This window comes from Filifactor alocis ATCC 35896 (genome assembly GCF_000163895.2).
In the GTDB taxonomy this organism is placed as follows: domain Bacteria; phylum Bacillota; class Clostridia; order Peptostreptococcales; family Filifactoraceae; genus Filifactor; species Filifactor alocis.
In genome coordinates this window covers 529,517-550,018 of record NC_016630.1, presented here as the reverse complement: position 1 = coordinate 550,018, position 20,502 = coordinate 529,517, and the positions used below count along the sequence as shown (strand labels likewise).

The window sequence follows — 20,502 nt, the reverse complement described above, 5'->3', positions numbered from 1 at the left end:
CTTAAAAAATTTCTTGAGGTGATTAAAATGAAATGGATAATAAAAATAATCTTGTTTCCAATTAGCCTATCGCTAAGTATTCTCACTGCATTTCTGACATTCTTGCTTAGCGTAGGAACAGCAATCCTATATTTGCTTATGCTTATGTGTGTCGTTGTTGGGGTTGTATCATTGTTTCAAAAGAACTTTGCAATAGGCATTGAAGCGTTGATATTGGGTTTCTTGTTAAGTCCTTACGGAATACCGATGATTGGAGCGGCAATCATAGCTTTTATACAAGGAATCAATGAAGCCATAAAATCAATATAAAAAATTTCATAAAAATTGTTATGGGAGGCGATAGAAAAAACTATCGTCTTTTTCTTTGCGAAAAAATCAAGGAAGGAGGAATTATGGACTTTGACTATTTCTATAACAGAGAGGCAGAGCGATTTAACTTTCTAAAAGTGCCGGAGATTTTGGTTGATGGAGAAGAATTTAGAGGGCTGTCTGCCGAAGCAATCATACTCTATTCTATGCTTTTGAAACGGACAGGAATGTCCTTTAAGAATAACTGGATAGACAAAGAAGGCAGAGTATTCATCTACTTCACAGTCGAAGAAATTATGAAAAGAAGAAATCTCTCAAAGCCTACGGCAATAAAAATATTGGATGAACTTGATGTCAAAAAAGGCATTGGACTGATTGAAAGAGTAAGACTTGGACTTGGAAAGCCGAACATCATTTATGTAAAAGATTTTATGAGTATATCGGAAGTAAAAGAAACTGACCTCTTGAAGTTAAAAACTTTTACTTCAGAAGTAAAAAATATTGACCTCAGAAGTAAAGAAAATGAACTTCAGGAAGTAAAAACTCTTTACCCTAACTATATAGATAATAATAAGAGTGAGTATAGCAAGAGAGATTTTATGAAGCTCGGCACATTTCAAAATGTGTTTTTAACCGCTGAAGATGTATCAGAATTGCAAATCACGATGAACGGGCAGCTTGATAACTATATCGAAAGACTGTCTTCATACAGCAAAAGTACCGGAAAGACCTATAAAGACCATAAGGCAACAATCCTTTCATGGTTTTATAAGGATCAGGGAACTAAGAAAGCGGATAAAACATCAAATATCCCGACATGGGAAGAATATGACAAAGGAGAGCATTTATGATGAGTGAGATGGAAAAAATAATGATTGAGGATACCGAGTATTCCTACGATCCGGAAAAAGAATATATCAAAGACGGACACGCCTATTGCAAGAACTGTCATGAAAGAAAAGATGGAAAAGCCTTGGAAATGCTTGGTAAAAAGAGAATCTACAAAGTTTCCTGCAAGTGCGACAGAGACAGAAAAGCCAAACAAAAGGCAAGAGAAAAGCAGATGGAGATTGATCGATTAAAAAGAAGTTGCTTTGCCTCCCTTATTCAGTGGACATACACCTTTGAAAACTATCAGGGAGAAGAAAATCAGAGCCTTACCATTGCAAAAAACTTTGTAAAAGAGTATGAGGAGATGAAAAAAGAAAATATAGGACTTCTCTTTTACGGTTCGGTAGGAAGCGGGGATAATGCTATAATGATGACAGTACAATAAATCCAAGAAAAATCAAGGGTTAAAGGCTTCCACAAAACTTTTAAACTTTGATGATGGATAGACTGTCATCATTTTTTATACTCAAAATTTGTATAAAAGTATAGCATAAAATGAAATCTCTGTATAGAGAAGAAGGAGGCATACTATGGCAGAAATTATCACCGTTGCCAATCGAAAAGGTGGAGTTGGAAAAACAACCACAACATTAAACCTTGCGTATTCATTAAAAGAACTCGGCAAAAAAGTATTCGTCATTGACCTTGATCCGCAAGCGAATCTCACAAGATGCTTTGGCATAGAAAATACCAATGAACTTGCAGACACCATAGGACATCTGTTAATGGCGGAATTAGAGGAAGAGGAAAACTACTCGGTAGAGGAGTATATCCTATCCTATGATGACATAGATCTTATCCCTTCAAGCATTTATCTGTCCGTTACAGAAACGCAGATGAAATCAGAAACCGGAAGTGAACGAATCCTATCAAGCATCCTTGAACCTATGCGTGAGCAGTATGATTACATCCTGATAGATACTTCTCCATCGCTGAATATCTTGACCATCAATGCCCTTTGTGCATCGGACAGTGTGCTTATTACAGCAGATACACAGTTGTTTGCAATCGTCGGAATCAGTGAGCTTTTAAAAACTATTCAAAAAATTAAAAAGAGAGTCAACGCAAGTCTAACGATAAAAGGTATTTTGCTTACCATGTGCGATAACAGGACAAATCTTTCAAAACTTCTTACTCAGCAGGTGGAAGAAATGTATCAAGGAAAGATAGAGGTATTTCAAACCAAAATCCCCAAAACGGTAAAGGTTGGAGAAGCCATATACAGCGGTCAAAGTATAAAAAAATATGCAAAAGGCAGCAGTGTGGATATCGCATATGACAATCTGGCAAAGGAGATCTGCTATGAGTAAAAAACTTGTGAAAAGAGAAATAACCGATGCGGTCGATATTTTGCTTGATGGTGTAGGTGTCTTGGAACAGGGGGATATACAGGATATAGAAATTGACTTGCTGGAAGCTTACCACGACCATCCATTTACCCTATACACCGGAAAGAGATTGGAGGATATGGTAGATAGTATAAGAGAAAACGGAATACTTAGTCCAATCATCGTACTTAAAAAAGAAGATGGAGCTTATGAAATACTCTCCGGACATAATCGGGTTAATGCAGCCAGAATTGCAAAAATAAAGAGTATTCCTTGCATCATAAAAGAAAATCTTTCGGAAGAAGAAGCCTATACTTATGTAATTGAAACCAATCTTATGCAGCGTTCTTTCTCCGATTTGTTGCCAACCGAAAAAGCTCTTGTCCTTAAAGTGCGATATGAAAAAATAGCAAGTCAGGGCAAGAGGAACGATTTACAAAAAGAGATAAACAATTTAGATAGGGGTATTATAGAAAAGGAAAGCAAAGCGGAAGACAAAACAAACAGCAGAAAATCACTCGGAAAAGAATATCATCTTTCGGGGGCATCTATTGCAAGATATTTAAGATTAAATGAATTGTCTAATTCTTGGAAACAAGATGTTGATAACGAAAAAATAGGACTGACAATGGCAGTAGATTTATCCTATCTTTCCAAAGAGATACAGGATTATCTGTATCAGCAGTGTGAAGAATTGGAATTAACCTTAAAATCAAGCGATACTAAAGCACTTCATTTGATGAACAGACAAGAAGAGCTGAATAAAGAGATGATTACAACATACTTGCTGAATTTGAAAAAACCGAAGATGAAAGAGTATCAGAATATCAAGTTATCTCAGAGTATTTATCAAAAATTCTTTCAAGATAAAGCGAAAGAAGAAGCAGAAGAGATTATAGAAAAAGCACTGGAAATTTATTTTAAAGAGTATCTCCGTTAGCAGAAAGACAAGATTATAAATTTAAGGTATAATATAAGGTGCTAAAAGGGTAAAAAAAGAGATTATTTAACAGGATAATATATAAAAGAGGTAGATGTAATGGATGAAATAAAACTATATGAAAATAAAGAAATACGCTCCGTTTGGGATGAAGAAAAAGAAGAATGGTATTTTTCAGTAGTCGATGTAGTTGGAGTCTTGTCAGAAAGTAAAAATCCAACAGATTATCTCAAGAAGATGAGAAAACGTGATGAACAGTTAGCTTTCTACATAGGGACAAATTGTCCCCAGGTAGAAATGAAATCATCAAGTGGCAAAAAAAGAAAAATATTGGCGGGAAACATGAAAGATATTTTCCGTATTATTCAGTCCATTCCATCCCCAAAGGCAGAGCCTTTCAAATTATGGCTTGCGGAAGTAGGAAAAGAGCGAATTGATGAAATTGTTGATCCGGAACTTACTATTGACAGAGCCTTAGAAACATATTTGAAGAAGGGCTATTCAAGAGAGTGGATAAATCAAAGATTACAAGCTATTCAAGTAAGAAAGGAACTTACGGATGCTTGGGAGGATCATGGGATTGAAAAAGGAATTGAATATGCAATCCTTACCGATGAAATCACTAAAGCATGGTCCGGAATGACAACAAGAGGATACAAAAATCTAAAAGGACTGAAAAAGGAGAATTTAAGGGATAATATGACTACCCTTGAAGTAGTTCTCAATATGCTTGCAGAAGCCACGACAACAGAACTTACCAAAACGACCAATCCTAAAGGATTAGAAGAAAATAGAAAAGTTGCAAAAAGAGGAGGCAGTATAGCGGGCAATGCAAGAAAGGAAATTGAGAAAGAAACCGGAAAACCGGTTATCACTTCCAAAAATGCAGTAGATATGTCAAAACTTATAGAAGATGTTGTAAAAGACCCTATAATAGAAAATACAAATTCTGAAGATAAAAAAGAGTAAAGATAACAACTAAAATTAAGAAATTTTCAAAGAGATAGCAAAGAAGTTATCTCTTTTTTTGTTGCTAAAACAAATAAAAATACAGGAAGGAGGAAGTTATGAATATTAAATTTAGCTATTATTACGGAAAAGAAGCAGATCAATACTCCTTCTTTAAAATACCTAAAATTTTATATACAGACAGCATTTTTAAAACATTAAGTAGCGATGCAAAAGTTCTGTATGCTATTTTGCTCGATAGAATGAGCTTATCTATGAAAAATGGGTGGTTAGATGAAGAAAATAAAGTATTCATCATATTTACCATAGATGAAATAGAAGAAACTATGAATATAGGCAGAAACAAGGCAATCAATATTATGAAAGAAATACAAGATTTCGGACTGATAGAAAAGAAAAGAAGAGGGCTTGGAAAACCGAACATAATCTATGTTAAAAGTTTTCTTGTAGAAACAAAAGAAGAAAATAGGACGGCAGAAGAAGAAACTAGTGAAGATAGAAGTTTAAATGTTAAATTTCAAGAAGTTTCAAAAGCAAACTTACAGAAGTTTGAAAAACAAACTTCAAGAAATTTAGAAAACAAACCTCAAGAAGTTTCAAAAACAAACTGTAATAAGACTAATATAAATAAAACTAAAAAGAGTGAACCTGATATTAGTAAGACCACCTCCATAGATAAAACTGCACATAAGAGAAAATTGGAAAAAGAGGAAGGAGGTCAAGTAGAAAAAATAATCAAGCAAAATATTTCATATTTAGATTTTATGGATAGAGATAGCCCTACAAAAGAAACTATAGATTTTATCGTAGAAATTATGGTAGAGGCAGTTGAAAATAAAAGAGATTTGAAAATAAATCAGACTTGGATAAGTTATGAAAAAATTAGGGGAAGGTTATTAGAAATCAAAAAAGAGCATATAGAGTATGTATTGTCAGTTCTAAAAGAAAATACATCTAAGATTACACATTTTAGAGCATATCTACTATCCATTATCTACAATGCTCCTATAAACATTATTTATTACAATAAACAGTCAACAAACACAGGAAATCTAGGAAATTATGCTGATGATGAAAGAATATGGCAAGATTTTTTAAAGGGAAAATGATTGAAAGGCTTAAAAAATAAAATTTAGTGAAAGAGAGGATCGAGAATGGAAACTACAAGAGAACTTTTTGATAAGGTATTTGAAAATATGGAAAAGAATATGCTAAATGAGGAAAATGGAGATTATGTAAATAGTGAAGATGGACTTGTCTATTGTGGAAAATGCCATACAGCCAAGCAACAGATGGCAAATGTCGGTGGTGTCTTAAGAAAAATACCTAAAAATTGTGATTGTAGAAGCAAAGAGATGGAAAAAGAACGAAAAGAAATGGAAGAATTTGAACATAGTATACGTATAAATAGACTCAAAAGTATGGCATTTGATGATGATCTTATGTATAAACAAACTTTTGAACAAGAAGATGGAAGTTTGGAGCATAAACAGGCAGGCTTAAATTATGTAAAGCATTTTGAGGATATGGAAAAAGAAAATATAGGACTTATATTGACAGGGGCGGTAGGAACCGGAAAAACATATTTGGCATCCTCTATTGCAAATGCCCTGATAGAAAAAGGAATCTCTGTTAGAATGACAAACTTCGGAGTGATATTAAACGATATGATGAATCTACAGATAGATAAAAATATGTATATCAAAAATCTAAACAGTAATAGACTTTTGATTATAGATGATTTTGGAATACAAAGAGATACATCTTTTGCCCTAGAACATATCTTTAACATCATAGACAGCAGATATAGGGCAAATAAGCCTATTATTGTTACAACAAATTTATCAATCTCTCATCTGATGAACACAACAGATTTAAAAGAAAAGAGAATCTATTCCAGACTTCTCGAAATGGCAACACCTATTATCTTCAATGGGGAAAATCATAGAATAAAAACCATGAGGGAAAAGGCAATGACAGCTAATTTAATTTTGATGGAAAGTAGGTGATATATTGATCAATGAAGAAGTAACAAGACAAGTGATTGCAGTAAAAAAAAGGGCAATTCATCTAACGGCAAGAGAAGTAATAAAACTGATGAAAATGATACTTAACAAGGCAGAAAAAGAGAAAAACGGATTGAAGGATTTCATCGGCAAACAAAAGCCTACTACAGTAAAAGATTTAGTAAAAAAAGGCAAAGTGGAAACCTTAGAATTAAATGATGTGGACTTAAAAAACTTAAAAAGAGAACTAAATAAAAGTGGCGTGAAATTCAGCATAAAAAAAGATTTAACTACAGGAAATAAGATAGTATTTTTTCAGGCAAAAGATGAAAAGGTAATGGAACAGGCATTTAAAGAAGCAGTAGCAAAATTTGCAAGAAAGAATAAGAAAAGAGAATCTGTAATAGACAAGCTAAATCACTTTAAAGAGAAAGTGAAAAACACGCCCCAAAGAGATAAAATCAAAGAAAAGCATAAGGAGCAGAGTTTGTAGGAAGGAGTGGTAAAGACGAAGATTGTAAAAGAAGTACTAAAGGATATAAAAAATATATTTCACATAAGAGATAAGAAAAAGTTTGTAATTAAAAACTTACCTTATCTCTTTTTCTTTTATCTGGCGAATATATTTTCAAGGCATATAAACAGTTATGTAGGTGGTGATTATGTAGATAAGATGATAGTAGCTTTATCTGATATAGGAACACTGTCTTATCTGCCATCATTTCATATAGATGACTTATTTGCAGGTATTTGTTTTTCAGCAGTTATTTGGCTTATTGTTTATCAAAAAAAGAAAAATGCAAAGAAATTTCGCCAAGGAGTAGAATACGGTTCGGCAAGATGGGGTGGTCCGAAAGACATCGAACCGTACTTGGATGAAAGGTTTGATAATAATATTTTATTGACCAATACGGAACGATTGACTATGAATTCAAGACCGAAAAATCCTAAATTTGCCCGTAATAAAAATGTGCTTGTAGTAGGAGGATCCGGAAGTGGAAAGACCCGATTTTTCTTAAAACCCAATTTGATGCAAATGCACTCATCCTATGTTGTAACGGATCCAAAAGGATTAACCTCTTAGGGACAGAGAAAATAATAAAAACTTGGAAAGGAGGTAATTCTCATGTCAAATACGAAAAGAACAGGACAAACGGCACTTTATGAGCGTTTAAGTCGTGATGACGAAATGCAAGGAGAAAGCAATTCCATCACCAATCAAAAACAGCTGCTTGAAAGCTATGCGAAAAGAAACGGTTTTGTAAATATCTATCACTATACCGATGATGGAGTAAGCGGAACGACCTTTGATAGAGAGGGATTTCAAAAGATGATAAAAGCAGTAGAAGAAAACAAAGTATCTACTGTGATAGTAAAAGATATGAGCAGGTTTGGCAGAGATTACCTCAAAGTAGGCTTTTACACCGAAATACTGTTCAAAGAAAAGGGAGTGAGGTTTATCGCTATCAATAACGGAATAGATAGTGAAAAACAAGCAGAAAGCGACTTTACCCCATTTCTAAATATTATGAACGAATGGTATGCAAGAGATACCTCAAGAAAAATACAATCTATCTTCAGAGCAAGAATGGAAGAGGGTAAAAGAGTATCACCAAGCGTTCCATACGGGTATTACAGAAACCCTAAGAACAAACAGGAACTACTTGTCGATAAAGAGAGTGCAAAGGTCGTAAAACGCATTTATAGGCTTGTAATAGAGGGATATGGAGTAACACAGATAGCAGATATACTAACCAAAGATAAAGTCCTTATCCCATCAGCCTATGCAGAAATCCATTATCCTGAAAATAACCATAGCTCAAAGAAAAGAGGAATAGAAGACCCATATTTTTGGACACCGACCACAGTAGGTTATATCTTAGAAAAAAGAGAATATATGGGACACACCGTACTTGGTAAAACAATATGCCTTGATTACAAAACTAAGAAACGCAGAAAGGCAAAAGAAGATGAACTCATTATCTTCAAAAATACTCACGAAGCCATCATTGACGAAGAAACATGGAACAATGCACAAAGATTAAGAAAAACAGTAAGAAGAAGTCCAAAGTACGGAACAACCTCACACCCCTTTACAGGACTTTTAATCTGTTCAGATTGTGGAGGAAAATTAAGTTACAGAGAGCCGGCAGAACATAAAGAAAAGAAATACGATTGTGATTATTGTTTTGTATGTCAACATTACAGACACAGAAAAGGCACTTGCAGTATGCACTACATCAAAGTAAAAACGGTCAATGAAATTCTCCTAAAATCCATCAAAGAGATAACCAACTTTGCCAAAGAAGAAAAGCAAGAATTTCTAAACGTAATGAACAAGTTATCCGACGAAAAAAGAGAAGAAAAGTATCAAGGAGATAAAGAAAAGTTAGAAAAACTGTCATCAAGAAATGAAGAACTAACAACCCTTATTACAAAGCTATATGAAGACCATGCACTTGGGAAAATTCCAGTAAAACACTTTGATAGATTATTCAATACCTATGATACGGAGCAACAAGATTTAGAAAAACAAATACAGTATTTTGAACAGGAAATTGAAAGCTATCATCAGAGAAAAGTTGATACCGACAAATTCCTAAAAATGATAGAAAAATATACCGATATTGAGGAACTGACAGTACCAATGATAAATGAGTATATAGAAAAAGTAGTAGTCCATGAAGCGACAGGGGGAAGACAAGGCAAAGACAGAAAACAACAAGTTGATGTTTACTTTAACTTTATAGGCAACTGTCAAGTACCACAAAGTGAAAAATAATGTATATAATTTTTATGGAAGTAATCATTTGAGATATACTTAAAACTTGCGATTTTGCAAGTTTTTTGTTATAATAAATTATATTTGGAGGTATAAAATGAATGTATCTTATCAACCGCTTTGGAAGATTTTAGAAGATAAAAAAATGAAGAAAAAAGACTTGATTGAGATAGCAAACATTTCAGAGAATTGTGTTGCTAATATGGGTAACAACAAATATGTTTCAATGGCGAATATTAGCCGTATATGCGAAGCTTTAGAATGTACCCCCAATGATGTATTTCAGTTCTGTGCAAGTGATAAAAGATAAGGAGGATAGGACTATGACTAAAAATTCAAGAAAAAAGAATATTGTTCTTTCTCCTGTAGTAAAGTGGGTTGGTGGCAAAAGACAATTATTAAGTGATATAGTTCCGCTTATTCCAAAGACATTTTCTACTTATGTTGAGCCTTTTGTAGGTGGAGGAGCGGTCATATTTGATATTCAGCCTAAAAAGGCAATTATAAATGATTTTAATAGTGAGCTTATAAATATTTATAAAGTAATTAAAGAGAAACCTAATGAATTAATTTTAGCTTTAGAAAATCATGAGCGACTTAATTCAGAGGAATATTTTTATGAAGTTAGGGCATTAGACAGAAATGAAAAATATGGGGAAATAAATGACATTGAGAAAGCTGCAAGAATTATTTATTTGAACAAAACGTGTTACAATGGTTTATTTAGAGTAAACCAAGCAGGTCAATTTAATTCTCCTTATGGTAAATACAAAAATCCTAATATAGTTAATATGCCCGTTGTATTAGCTATGTCGAAGTATTTTAATGAAAACAATATAAAGATAATGAATGGAGATTATAAAAACTCCTTAAAAAATTTAAGGAAAGGTGCATTTGTATATTTTGATCCACCATACATGCCGATTTCATCCTCATCTTCTTTTACAGGTTATACAGAAAATGGATTTGATACGAAACAACAAATTGAACTTAAAGAAGAGTGCGATAAATTAAACTCTAAAGGAGTAAAATTTTTATTATCAAATTCAGATCACCCTTTCATTAGAGAATTGTATAAAGATTATGAAATTATTACTGTAAAAGCAAAGCGTTCAATAAATAGTAATGGTAATAAACGTGGAGAAATAAATGAAGTATTAGTAAGGAATTATGATTAAAATGAATGTGAATGAAGCTTGGAGTAAACTTTTTGAAAAATATGATATTCTCAATAAAATTCAGAGCGAGGGTGCGTTTTTCATTACTGCCAATCAAATAAAAGAATTTAAGGAACCACGATTAATGGCGAAGTGGGACAGTTCTGAAAATTTGCCCAGTATTTTTAAAAAGCACAATATTAATATTTTGCCAATTAGTAGAAACGGATATGTTTTAAGTGATTTTAAGTTGTATGAACCAATTCCTGAATTAGGGGAACATATAACAGAAATGCAAAAAGTTGAAATTCCAGAATATGAAACTATTGATATTGGTAATATATCATCGGAGGCGAATGCGATTAATGTTTTAATGCTTTCAAAAATATTAGATGATTTTTTAGATGAAGATGATAATGTTGCCACATTTAATGGAAGAATGGGAACAGGAATTTTCAGTTTTCGTGTAGATAGACATAGAGGGAGTTCTTTTAAAGTTGACGTAAAAAATGCACAATGTGAAATTGATGGAGGAATGGAAAATAATAATTCCGTTGTTATTTTAGAAGCAAAAAATGTTGTTCATCCGGATTTTCACATCAGACAGCTTTATTATCCGTATAGATTGTGGGCAAGTAAAGTTGTCAAGCCTATTAGACTCGTTTTTTCTATTTATTCAAATCAGATATATAGACTATTTGAATATGTGTTTGAAGATAAAGACAACTATTCATCAATAAGATTAGTTAAATCTAAAAATTATTCTTTACAAGATACAGACATTGCTTTAAATGAACTTTATGATGTGTATTCGGATGTAAAAGTTATTTATGATGATAATCAAAATAACACTAATATTCCTTTTATACAGGCTAATTCTTTTGAAAGAATTATATCACTAATGGAGATTTTATTTGAAGAAAATAAAACCACAGAAGAAATTGCTGAAACTATGGAATTTGATTTAAGACAGTCAGATTATTATTACAATGCTGGTAAGTATCTTGGATTGTTTGAAAAGAAAGATGTTGAAGACGAAGAAAAGATAGTAAAAAAAGTTTCATTATCCAAATTAGGAAAAGATACAGTAAAACTTAGATATAAAGAACGCCAATTAAAATTGGTCAGTTTGATTTTAGAACATGAAATATTTAATAGGCTATTTATAAAAGTTTATAATAGTGGAGAGTTACCTACAAAAGAAGAAATTCAAAATATTATGAGAGAAAATAATGTGTGTAATGAGGGGCAGATAGTTAGACGTTCCAGTTCAGTTTATTCATGGCTTAAATGGATATTTAATTTACAAAACATATAAAACCTAAAAGCATATTTTTATGTAGTACAGACAGAAGTTTATTGTTGAGATAGCAGAAATGTTATCTCTTTTTTGTTGCTCATAATTAAAAAGAAAGGACAAAGAAAATGAAAAACATAGATGAAAAAATCTTAATGGCAGAAGAAGAAATTAAGCAGTTACAAAACAAAAGAAAAAAGCTCATCAGTCAACAGAAACAGGAAGAACGAAAAAAGCGAGATAGACGCCTTTATGAAAAAGGAGCAGTCTTTGAAAGTATCTTTACTGAAAGCAAGGATTTTACAAAAGATGAATTTTATCAGCTCATCACATTCCCAAATATCAAAGAAGAAGTCAATCAAAAAATTCTAAAAATCATAGAGAAGCGAGGACAAAGCGAAAATCAAAATACAGAAAACCAAGAGGAAGAAATAGACACAGAGGAGTAGTCCCTTGTTTACAAGGGCGCACTTATACACCCTAAAGGGTGTGTGCGTTCTCCGAAGGCTCTTGCAGAGAGCATATCAGCTAAAGCTGATACAGGGGAGCTACACTCCCCTACGGAAATAAATTTCCTACCCCTTATGTACTTACCAAAAGAAATCGGATAAAAACAATCCGATTTTTTTAGTAAGTCTTATCCATTTCCACCATTCCTATATCAAAAAAGGAGAGGAGGTCTTATCTTATGGCGATATATCATCTTTGCATAAAGATTATCTCAAGAGGCAAAGGCAAAAGTGCAGTAGCAGCTTCCGCCTATCGAAGTGGCGAAAAGATAAAAAATGAATATGACGGCATAGTCCATGACTTTACAAGAAAAAGCGGAATAGCTCATACCGAAATTCTTTTACCACAAAATGCACCACAGGAATTTGCAAACCGTTCTGTTTTATGGAACAGTGTTGAAAAAATAGAGAAAAGCAAAAACTCACAGCTTGCAAGAGAAATAGAAATTGCCTTACCTAAAGAGTTAGACCAAGAAAAACAGATAGAACTTGTAAGAGAGTATGTGAAAGAAAATTTTGTGAAAGTCGGTATGTGTGCCGATATTGCCTTGCATGATAAAAATGACGGAAACCCACATTGTCATATTCTAATTACCATGCGACCACTAAACGAAGATAAAACATGGGGAGCAAAATCAAAAAAAGAATATATCCTTGATGAAAACGGAGAAAAGATAAAACTCAAAAACGGCAATTACAAAACAAGAAAAATAAATACAACAGATTGGAACGAACAAGACAAAGCAGAAGAGTGGCGAAAAGCATGGGCAGATATTACAAATAAATATTTGGAAGAAAACAGCATACAGGAAAAAGTAGACCATCGTTCCTATCAAAGACAAGGCATAGAACAAATACCGACAATTCACATGGGTGTATCAGCAAGTCAAATGGAGAAGAAAGGGATAGCCACAGACAGAGGAAATATAAATCGTGAAATCAAACATCAGAATAAGATATTAAAAGAGATTGCAAGAAGAATAAAAACCTTACTAAATTGGATAAGAGGAATTGGAAAAGAAGAAAAAGCAGAAACTGATAATCTCAAATCCACCCTCCCACCCAAAGAAAGTTTGCTATCCGTTTTTGGAAATCTTATCCGTAAAAATGCAGATAACCATAATACAGATTTAGAAAAATACATCGAAAGCTATCAGTTCTTAAAAGAGAAAAATATCATTTCCGCATCTGAACTGAAAGAAAACATAGTTACTTTACGAGATAAGAATTACAAGACCACAAGAGCTATTAAAGACACCGAAAAACAGATTGATGATAAAACACAGCTTATCGACCAAGCCGAAAAATATTTGAAGTATAAGGATACTTACAAAGCCTATACTAAGCTAAAGAAAAACAAGCAGGATACTTTCTACAATGAACATACCGCAGAGATTATTTTATTTGAAAGTGCCAAGAAATATTTGAAAGAGCATTTAGGGGAAAGCAAGACCTTAAATGTATCAAAATGGAAATCGGAAATAGGCACTTTGAGGAAAGAAAAAAATAACCTATACAATCAAATATTAGAGATACGAGAAGAAGTTGAACAAGCTGAAAAAGTTAAGAACTGTATAGAGCAGTTACAGATACAAGAAAAACAACTATCACAGGTAAAGCGGAATGAGTTAGACCTATAAAACTAAGTGAAAAAATGGTATAATAGCTAATATATAAAGATAAATGCAAGTTAAATTTTATTATTTATGGGAGAATGAAAATGACAAAAAAGAGAAAAATAATAATTTTTATTTTTTCAATTTTACTTTTAATTCTGTTTTTAGGTTACTTTGCTCTTATAAGAGGTTTTTATGCGGCAAGTGATAGGGTTACAGGGGAGTATAATGGTAGAGCTAGTATTCAAGAGTTTAATAAGTATGATGATTTAAAAATTGGAGCCAATAAATATAATCAACCTATTTTTGTAGATTATAGGCAAGCGATGAAATTTATTAAGAAAGAATATTCTGATGTTTTAGATAAAGCTTATGAGTTGTATCATAAAGAATATAAATTGGGAAAGCTGAATAATGACAATTTTGGAATTTATATGAATCTTATTCATGATATGCCTTCTGAAAATGAGGAACAACGAAAAAGAAATGTATTTGTGGCTGGTTTTTTTGATATATACGAAAATAGTTTGAAAAGATGGATTTATATACCAGGCATGGGATGGGATAGAGTTTGTCCTTAATAATGATAAATTTCCAGTTTATTTAACGAACGACTTAATAAGAACTAACACAGGAACAGTAAATCACAAAGGTTTGCTGTTTTTTCTTTGCTTAAAAACGGAAAGGAGGACACATGGAAGAAGAAAAAAGAGTAATAAAAGAACCACAACATAAACAGTTAATAATGGATATTGGAAAAACAAAATACACTGTAAACCTACATTTCAAGCAAGGTACAGGGGAAACATACAAGGATAAAATACTAAAGCTAATCAAGAGAGAAACAGAGAAGATATAAATTTATCAAAAAATTTTGTTTATGTCCTTGACAAATCTTCCCAAAAGGTACCGTCCTTGTTGAGTGCGGAAAGATGTTAGAAAAACATGGATATGAAATTAAAGTGCTAAATACCATAAACTTCAAAAAATCTATGCACTACAATCCCTTTGCGTATCTAAGGAGTGAAAAAGATATACTAAAACTGGTACAGACGATTATGGCAAATACAAAGGGCGAAGGAGAAAAATCTACGGAAGATTTTTGGTGTAAAGCGGAACGCTTGTATTATACAGCTTTAATAGGCTACCTGTATTATGAAGCACCGGAAGAAGAGCAAAATTTTGAAAGTCTACTTGCCTTTATTGATGCCAGCGAAGTGAGAGAAGAAGATGAAAACTTTAAAAATGCAGTGGATTATATGTTTGATGCACTGGAAAAAGAAAAGCCGAATCACTTTGCAGTCAAGCAATACCGAAAATATAAACTTGCTGCCGGAGTAATAGAATTAAGAAGAACACTTCATCACAATTTTAGTGAAAAATGTTTTGCTTAATTCTTTTTTTATTGAAGAATTTGAGCGAAAGGAGGTAATCGTGAGAAATTATGAGAAAATAACCGCTTTGTATGAGAGGTTAAGCCGAGATGATGAACTACAAGGCGAGAGCAATTCGATCGTCAATCAGAAGAAAATCCTTGAAGAATATGCAAGCAAAAATAATCTATTCAACATCATTCATTTTACCGATGATGGAATCAGCGGGACGCAGTTCGATCGTCTGGGATTTATGGCAATGATGAACGGAGTCAATCAAGGAAATATCGGTTGTATCATCGTAAAGGATATGTCAAGACTTGGCAGAGATTACCTCAAAGTCGGTCAATGTATGGAGATATTAAGACAAAAGGGAGTAAGACTCATTGCCATAAACGACAATGTAGACAGCTTTTACAAAGACGATGATTTTACCCCTTTTCGAAACATTATGAACGAGTGGTATGCGAGAGATACCTCAAGGAAAATCAAGTCCACATTCAAAGCGAAAGGAGAAAGCGGAAAGCATACAGGAAGCAGTCCACCCTATGGCTATATAAAAGACAAGGACGATAAAAATCAGTGGATTATCGATGAAAAAGCGGCAGAAGTTGTCCGAAGAATATTCCATCTGACAATGGACGGAAAAGGACCCTATGCCATTGCAAGGATATTAGAAGCCGACAAGATAGATATACCCGCCTATCATCAGCAGAAATTGGGATATGGACTACATCAAAGCAAAGTGTTTGAATATCCATATCGTTGGTGCAGTTCCACGATTGCAAGTATCTTAAAAAAACAAGAATACTTAGGGCATACGGTCAACTTCAAGACAAGAAAACATTTCAAAGATAAGAAAAGCAAATATGTATCTGAAGATAACTGGCTCATCTTTGAAAACACCCACGAGCCGATTATCGACCAAGAAACCTTTGATAATGTGCAGAGAATACGAGGAAATGTCAAACGGTATCCCGACGGTTGGGGCGACTATCACCCTCTTACAGGGCTTATGTACTGTTCTGATTGTGGCAGTAAAATGTATGTTCACAGAACGAGCAACTACAAGAATATCCCCTATTATACTTGTAGTGCCTACACAAAAGTACCTTGTGGGACACTTTGTCCCTCCGCTCACAGGATAAAAGCAGAAGTGGTATTAAATCTCATTCAAAGCACCCTACAAGACATTAAGAAAAGCCTTGATGAAGATAACGAAGCCTTTCTCCATTCCATTCAAAATGAAATGGAAGAAAGCGAAAAAATAGAAATGGAAAAGAAAAGGACAAGGCTCACAGATAGTACAAACAGGCTTCAGGAACTGGAACGTTTAATGTGTCGGATATATGAAGATATGATATTGGAGAAGATACCGAATACCCGATATGAAATCTTAAATAATCAGTATGAAACAGAGCAAAGAGAACTCAGCAAAGAAATCGATGGGTTGGAAAAAGCCATCAAGCGATACGAAAAAGAAACCAACAGAGCCAAAAAGTTTATCCGGTTGATTGAACGCTATGATAACTTTGATGAACTGACACCGACCATCATCAACGAGTTTGTAGAAAAAATCTTAATACACGAACGAGATCGAAAAGGCAGTCAAACCGCCAATCAGAAAGTAGAAATCTACTTCAACTTTATCGGGAACTATGAACCGCCGAAAGAAGAATTATCCGAAGAAGAAATGCAGAAATTAAGGGAGGAGGAAGAAAAAGAACGGGCAAGAAAAGACAGGCTTCATCAAAACTACTTGAAACGTAAAGCAAACGGCAAGCAAAAAGAATATGAGGACAGATATAAGGCAAGGAGAGAAAAGAAAAAACAGGATAAGTTAAAGGTTTTGAAAAGAACAGGGATACTGGTAAGTGAGTATAGAAAAATATTTAAAAAACAAAAATGATATACAATAGTTAGTTGACATTAACTATCATATAGTATATAATAAAAACCGACGACATTGTCGGTTTTTTATTTGTTGAGTAGAAAAGAGGTCTTCATTTTGAAAGAAGAAAAACAAAAAGTAGGACAAATCAAAAAAAAGAAAATTAGAGAAGCTGCAAAAAAATGTTTTTTAACAAAAGGCTTTCAAAGCACAACGATGGAAGATGTCATTACAGAGATAGGTATGAGTAGAGGGGGTGTTTATCATCATTATGCAAGTACAAATGAAATGCTTAAAGACTTAATGCTTGATGGTAATGATTACAGAAACAGCTTGATAAATGAGTATTTGGAAAATAATCGAGGCAAAGATAAATATCAGCAAATGGGTGATATTTTGGTTGATAAGTCACTGGCTGATACAGATTTGATGAGATTATATACGCTCCTTTTACAGGCAAAAAAATATAATGAGGATTTGGAAAAGTTGTATCAAGAATTGAAACTTAATACGACTAATGAGCTAAGTTTAATCGCCAAGCAGCTTGGAATTAAAGCAGATATATTTGGTGACGGTTTTTTAGTGAATTATATCAATGGATTGATATTAAGTTCAGAAATTTTAGGTGCGAGAAAGTCTTATAGCGAGCATAAACGATATATAAAAGAAACAATGATAAATTATATTGTTGATGTAGAAAAGAAAAATTAAAACAATTAGGAGGTTTCAAATGAGCAAACGATTAGAGGTAAAGGATTTAATCAATATAGGATTATTTTCCGTATTAGGATTCATATTTATGATGATTGGATCATTTTTAGCAATGGTTCCGGTTTTAATGCCGGTTGTCCCATTTGCACAGGGAGTTTTGGTAGGACCTGTAAATATGCTATATTCTACCAAAATTAAAAAAAGAGGAATGATTTTTATTCAATCATTATTGATTGCATTGATATATGTTGCTATGGGACATGGACCTTGGGCATTATTAACGGCTGTTATCGCCGGTATTATTGCTGAAATAATTTTGAAATCAGGAGAATATACCAATGTAAAGAAAGCAAGATTGGCATTTTCAATTGCTCCTCTTTGCACGTTAGGAAATTGGCTTCCAATTTTTATATCAAGAAATGAATATATTAAGCAAATGTTAGAACAAGGATACGATCAAGAGTTCATTGATAAGATGCTTAGTGTTATGCCAAATTGGATTATTGTTGTAATGGCAATAGTAGGAATTATCGGTGCATATATAGGTTGTAGCATTGGAATGGCATTTCTAAAAAAACACTTCAAAAAAACCGGTATGGAAAAATAAGATTTCATGGAGAGTTAGGATGATAATCAAACTTGATTTTCGTACAAAACTTTTTATGACGATAGTTCTTTCATATGTGATGGTATTAGGCAATATTCAAACAAAGTATTTCGTGCAAGCCATTTTAATATCCACAATTCCGATAATACTTTTAATTAACGCAAAATATATAAGAGTAGCTATTATTGGAGTGGCTACTCTTTTGTTTGTTTATGCTGCTGATAAATTTCTGATAGGGCTTAATTACAATCCTGTGGTTGCAATTTTATTGATAATAGTGATGGTTATTAAAAAAATTCTTCCTGCATTTTTGATGGGGAGATATACCATACTTACATCAAATGTTGGAGAAAGCATTTACTCATTAAAAAAAATGAAATGTCCTGATGAAATAGCCATTCCCTTGACGGTAATGGTACGTTTCTTTTATGCTGCAAGGATTGATTATAGTAATATAAAAAAAGCTATGCGTTTGAGAGGATTGACGCTTAAAAAGTTAATAAAGAGTCCAATTTTATTATTTGAATATAGATTAGTGCCATTATTGATGTGCTTATCAAAGGCAGCAGATGATTTGACGGTATCAGCTATGACGAAAGGGTTGGCTGTAAATCAAAAGAGGACAAGTATTAGTGAAACATATATGGGACTTGTTGACTTTATGTTTTTCTTAATAATGGCATGGATAATCTATCTATATATAAGGGGAAAATATGCTTGAATTACAAAATTTAACAGTGGGTTTTGACGGTGAAAGCATATTGAAAAATATAAATATGATTTTCAAACCCGGTGAAGTAACCGTCATTACAGGACATTCAGGAACAGGAAAAAGTAGCTTACTAAAAGTTATCAATGGAATTATTCCGGAATACAATAATGCAGAATTAGAAGGAGATATTGTATTTAACGGAAAATCACTGTTTGGCTTGACGATATTGGAACGATCTAAATTTATATCCACAGTGTTTCAAAATCCTAAAACACAATTTTATTGTATCAATTCAACCGATGAACTGGCTTTTCAGTTAGAAAATAGAAACATAGATAAGAATTTGATTTTAGATAAAATTAGGTATTATTCAGAGGTTTTAGGTACAAAAGAATTATTGGACAGAAATATTTTTGAATTATCCGGAGGCGAAAAACAATTGATTGCAGTAACGGCTTGTGGAATTTCTGAAAATGAAATTATCTTGTTGGATGAACCATCTTCTTCTTTAGATCAGGCTGCAATAGAGCATTTACAGAAAGCCATTGAGGAACTGAAAAAAAGAAAGAAAATTATCGTCATTGTGGAGCATAGATTGTTTTATCTGAAAGATACGATTGATAAATTGTGTGTGATAGAAAATGGAACTTATAAAGAATATACAAAAGAGCATTTTTGTGATGATTTCTTTGAACAGGTTTCTGAAAAACACAATCTAAGGAGTTTTAATGCGATTTCTAAAAACAATTTTTTAAGCAGGAAATATAAGCAAGTAGAAGTGTTAAAGAAAAATTCTTCAGATCTTGATTGTAAAGCATTATCTTGTTTGAATTTCAAAAAAAAACATGAAAGAACCGCAATCTTTGACTTCAGTATTGCCTTTGAATCCGGTATCAATTTCATCATTGGTCAAAATGGTGTTGGGAAAAGCACTTTTATCAATTTACTGATGGGACTGACGAGAGGAACAGGTGAGGTTTTTTATAACGGAGTAAAAGTAAAAAAACGATGTGAAAATATTTTTGCGATTATGCAAGATGTTAATTATCAACTTTTTACAGAGTCTGTATGGCAAGAAATTTCAACTATTACTAAGGAGAATGAATTAAAAAATGAAATTTTGAGAACAGTAAACTTATTTGATAAAAAAGAAATGCACCCAAACTCATTATCGGGAGGTGAAAAGCAACGATTATTACTTGCTATGTCAATGCTAAGCAAGAAGCCTATCATAATTTTCGATGAACCGACAAGCGGACTATGTAAAAGGCAGATGGATATTTTGATTGGATTTCTTAATAAAATGACCGAACAAGGAAAGATAATTATCATAATCACACACGATTATGAATTTATAGATAGATGTAACGGAAAAGTATATGAGTTTATGAAATAAATGTAGGC

21 protein-coding genes and 3 pseudogenes are annotated in these 20,502 nt (G+C 32.9%); all 24 read left to right on the top strand.

The annotated features are described in order from the left end of the window. The first annotated feature begins 27 nt into the window (after positions 1–27). The 24 genes and pseudogenes from HMPREF0389_RS02440 to HMPREF0389_RS02325 all read left to right on the top strand — a co-directional run bounded on the left by HMPREF0389_RS02440 (position 28) and on the right by HMPREF0389_RS02325 (position 20,494). Complete coding sequence (locus tag HMPREF0389_RS02440; RefSeq protein ID WP_041250947.1) at positions 28–309, top strand: CD1845 family protein; 282 nt, start codon at positions 28–30, stop codon at positions 307–309. Between the two features lie 83 nt (positions 310–392). Then, the gene (locus HMPREF0389_RS02435; protein WP_041250762.1) at positions 393–1,160 is read left to right on the top strand and encodes a replication initiator protein A; all 768 of its coding nucleotides are present in this window, start codon (positions 393–395) and stop codon (positions 1,158–1,160) included. Then, positions 1,157–1,579: pseudogene (locus tag HMPREF0389_RS02430) on the top strand (ATP-binding protein); the annotation flags it as partial. The gene HMPREF0389_RS02435 and the pseudogene HMPREF0389_RS02430, both read left to right, overlap by 4 nt. Positions 1,580–1,730: 151 nt before the next feature. Further along, entirely contained in the window at positions 1,731–2,510 is a 780-nt protein-coding gene (locus tag HMPREF0389_RS02425) for a ParA family protein (protein ID WP_014262142.1), read from the top strand. Beyond that, positions 2,503–3,468, top strand: coding sequence for a ParB N-terminal domain-containing protein (locus HMPREF0389_RS02420; RefSeq protein ID WP_014262141.1), 966 nt, complete (start codon positions 2,503–2,505; stop codon positions 3,466–3,468). Before HMPREF0389_RS02425 ends, HMPREF0389_RS02420 begins: the two co-directional genes overlap by 8 nt. A 99-nt stretch (positions 3,469–3,567) precedes the next feature. Beyond that, positions 3,568–4,437 (top strand): BRO-N domain-containing protein, encoded by an 870-nt coding sequence (locus tag HMPREF0389_RS02415; protein WP_003037566.1) that lies wholly within the window; start codon positions 3,568–3,570, stop codon positions 4,435–4,437. Between the two features lie 98 nt (positions 4,438–4,535). Further along, a complete protein-coding gene (locus HMPREF0389_RS02410; RefSeq protein ID WP_003037562.1) occupies positions 4,536–5,546 on the top strand; it encodes a replication initiator protein A in 1,011 nt (336 codons plus the stop codon). A 45-nt stretch (positions 5,547–5,591) separates the two neighbouring features. Continuing rightward, a complete protein-coding gene (locus HMPREF0389_RS02405; RefSeq protein ID WP_014262140.1) occupies positions 5,592–6,446 on the top strand; it encodes an ATP-binding protein in 855 nt (284 codons plus the stop codon). A gap of 4 nt (positions 6,447–6,450) precedes the next feature. After that, a complete protein-coding gene (locus tag HMPREF0389_RS02400) occupies positions 6,451–6,936 on the top strand; it encodes a PcfB family protein (protein WP_014262139.1) in 486 nt (161 codons plus the stop codon). Between the two features lie 21 nt (positions 6,937–6,957). Further along, positions 6,958–7,515: pseudogene (locus tag HMPREF0389_RS02395) on the top strand (type IV secretory system conjugative DNA transfer family protein); the annotation flags it as partial. 54 nt (positions 7,516–7,569) lie between these two features. Next, a complete protein-coding gene (locus tag HMPREF0389_RS02390) occupies positions 7,570–9,225 on the top strand; it encodes a recombinase family protein (protein ID WP_014262137.1) in 1,656 nt (551 codons plus the stop codon). Positions 9,226–9,322: 97 nt separating this feature from the next. After that, positions 9,323–9,535, top strand: coding sequence for a helix-turn-helix domain-containing protein (locus HMPREF0389_RS02385; protein WP_002694906.1), 213 nt, complete (start codon positions 9,323–9,325; stop codon positions 9,533–9,535). Positions 9,536–9,548: 13 nt separating this feature from the next. Further along, entirely contained in the window at positions 9,549–10,403 is an 855-nt protein-coding gene (locus HMPREF0389_RS02380) for a DNA adenine methylase (protein ID WP_009525604.1), read from the top strand. 1 nt (position 10,404) lies between these two features. Then, positions 10,405–11,700, top strand: a complete 1,296-nt coding sequence (locus tag HMPREF0389_RS02375) for a type II restriction enzyme (RefSeq protein ID WP_009525605.1) — start codon at positions 10,405–10,407, stop codon at positions 11,698–11,700. 107 nt (positions 11,701–11,807) lie between these two features. After that, positions 11,808–12,128, top strand: coding sequence for a DUF3847 domain-containing protein (locus tag HMPREF0389_RS02370; RefSeq protein ID WP_014262136.1), 321 nt, complete (start codon positions 11,808–11,810; stop codon positions 12,126–12,128). Positions 12,129–12,367: 239 nt separating this feature from the next. Continuing rightward, complete coding sequence (mobQ, locus tag HMPREF0389_RS02365) at positions 12,368–13,828, top strand: MobQ family relaxase (RefSeq protein ID WP_014262135.1); 1,461 nt, start codon at positions 12,368–12,370, stop codon at positions 13,826–13,828. Positions 13,829–13,908: 80 nt separating this feature from the next. Then, positions 13,909–14,385 carry a hypothetical protein gene (locus HMPREF0389_RS02360; RefSeq protein ID WP_014262134.1) on the top strand — a complete coding sequence of 159 codons (477 nt, stop codon included), beginning with the start codon at positions 13,909–13,911 and terminating at the stop codon, positions 14,383–14,385. Positions 14,386–14,498: 113 nt separating this feature from the next. After that, complete coding sequence (locus tag HMPREF0389_RS02355) at positions 14,499–14,663, top strand: transposon-encoded TnpW family protein (RefSeq protein WP_006627244.1); 165 nt, start codon at positions 14,499–14,501, stop codon at positions 14,661–14,663. Between the two features lie 40 nt (positions 14,664–14,703). Further along, positions 14,704–15,141 (top strand): annotated as a pseudogene (locus tag HMPREF0389_RS08855) (type IV secretory system conjugative DNA transfer family protein); the annotation flags it as partial. 97 nt (positions 15,142–15,238) lie between these two features. After that, positions 15,239–17,086 (top strand): DUF4368 domain-containing protein, encoded by a 1,848-nt coding sequence (locus HMPREF0389_RS02345; protein ID WP_014262132.1) that lies wholly within the window; start codon positions 15,239–15,241, stop codon positions 17,084–17,086. Between the two features lie 99 nt (positions 17,087–17,185). Continuing rightward, positions 17,186–17,779: a TetR/AcrR family transcriptional regulator gene (locus tag HMPREF0389_RS02340; protein ID WP_009529548.1), complete on the top strand. Its 594-nt coding sequence runs from the start codon at positions 17,186–17,188 to the stop codon at positions 17,777–17,779. A gap of 19 nt (positions 17,780–17,798) precedes the next feature. Then, a complete protein-coding gene (locus HMPREF0389_RS02335; protein ID WP_009525612.1) occupies positions 17,799–18,386 on the top strand; it encodes an MptD family putative ECF transporter S component in 588 nt (195 codons plus the stop codon). A gap of 19 nt (positions 18,387–18,405) precedes the next feature. After that, positions 18,406–19,107: an energy-coupling factor transporter transmembrane component T gene (locus HMPREF0389_RS02330; protein WP_009525613.1), complete on the top strand. Its 702-nt coding sequence runs from the start codon at positions 18,406–18,408 to the stop codon at positions 19,105–19,107. Beyond that, complete coding sequence (locus tag HMPREF0389_RS02325) at positions 19,100–20,494, top strand: ATP-binding cassette domain-containing protein (protein WP_014262131.1); 1,395 nt, start codon at positions 19,100–19,102, stop codon at positions 20,492–20,494. The genes HMPREF0389_RS02330 and HMPREF0389_RS02325 overlap by 8 nt, the downstream gene beginning before the upstream one ends. Positions 20,495–20,502: the final 8 nt, after the last annotated feature.

Bases quoted from the DNA above. Each gene is read 5' to 3' on its own strand.
- HMPREF0389_RS02435 (WP_041250762.1), top strand. From the start codon at position 393: ATGGACTTTGACTATTTCTATAACAGAGAGGCAGAGCGATTTAACTTT.
- HMPREF0389_RS02335 (WP_009525612.1), top strand. From the start codon at position 17,799: ATGAGCAAACGATTAGAGGTAAAGGATTTAATCAATATAGGATTATTT.
- HMPREF0389_RS02425 (WP_014262142.1), top strand. From the start codon at position 1,731: ATGGCAGAAATTATCACCGTTGCCAATCGAAAAGGTGGAGTTGGAAAA.
- HMPREF0389_RS02385 (WP_002694906.1), top strand. From the start codon at position 9,323: ATGAATGTATCTTATCAACCGCTTTGGAAGATTTTAGAAGATAAAAAA.
- HMPREF0389_RS02375 (WP_009525605.1), top strand. From the start codon at position 10,405: ATGAATGTGAATGAAGCTTGGAGTAAACTTTTTGAAAAATATGATATT.
- HMPREF0389_RS02420 (WP_014262141.1), top strand. From the start codon at position 2,503: ATGAGTAAAAAACTTGTGAAAAGAGAAATAACCGATGCGGTCGATATT.
- HMPREF0389_RS02380 (WP_009525604.1), top strand. From the start codon at position 9,549: ATGACTAAAAATTCAAGAAAAAAGAATATTGTTCTTTCTCCTGTAGTA.
- HMPREF0389_RS02440 (WP_041250947.1), top strand. From the start codon at position 28: ATGAAATGGATAATAAAAATAATCTTGTTTCCAATTAGCCTATCGCTA.
- HMPREF0389_RS02355 (WP_006627244.1), top strand. From the start codon at position 14,499: ATGGAAGAAGAAAAAAGAGTAATAAAAGAACCACAACATAAACAGTTA.
- HMPREF0389_RS02405 (WP_014262140.1), top strand. From the start codon at position 5,592: ATGGAAACTACAAGAGAACTTTTTGATAAGGTATTTGAAAATATGGAA.
- HMPREF0389_RS02415 (WP_003037566.1), top strand. From the start codon at position 3,568: ATGGATGAAATAAAACTATATGAAAATAAAGAAATACGCTCCGTTTGG.
- HMPREF0389_RS02325 (WP_014262131.1), top strand. From the start codon at position 19,100: ATGCTTGAATTACAAAATTTAACAGTGGGTTTTGACGGTGAAAGCATA.
- mobQ (WP_014262135.1), top strand. From the start codon at position 12,368: ATGGCGATATATCATCTTTGCATAAAGATTATCTCAAGAGGCAAAGGC.
- HMPREF0389_RS02360 (WP_014262134.1), top strand. From the start codon at position 13,909: ATGACAAAAAAGAGAAAAATAATAATTTTTATTTTTTCAATTTTACTT.
- HMPREF0389_RS02330 (WP_009525613.1), top strand. From the start codon at position 18,406: ATGATAATCAAACTTGATTTTCGTACAAAACTTTTTATGACGATAGTT.
- HMPREF0389_RS02410 (WP_003037562.1), top strand. From the start codon at position 4,536: ATGAATATTAAATTTAGCTATTATTACGGAAAAGAAGCAGATCAATAC.
- HMPREF0389_RS02390 (WP_014262137.1), top strand. From the start codon at position 7,570: ATGTCAAATACGAAAAGAACAGGACAAACGGCACTTTATGAGCGTTTA.
- HMPREF0389_RS02370 (WP_014262136.1), top strand. From the start codon at position 11,808: ATGAAAAACATAGATGAAAAAATCTTAATGGCAGAAGAAGAAATTAAG.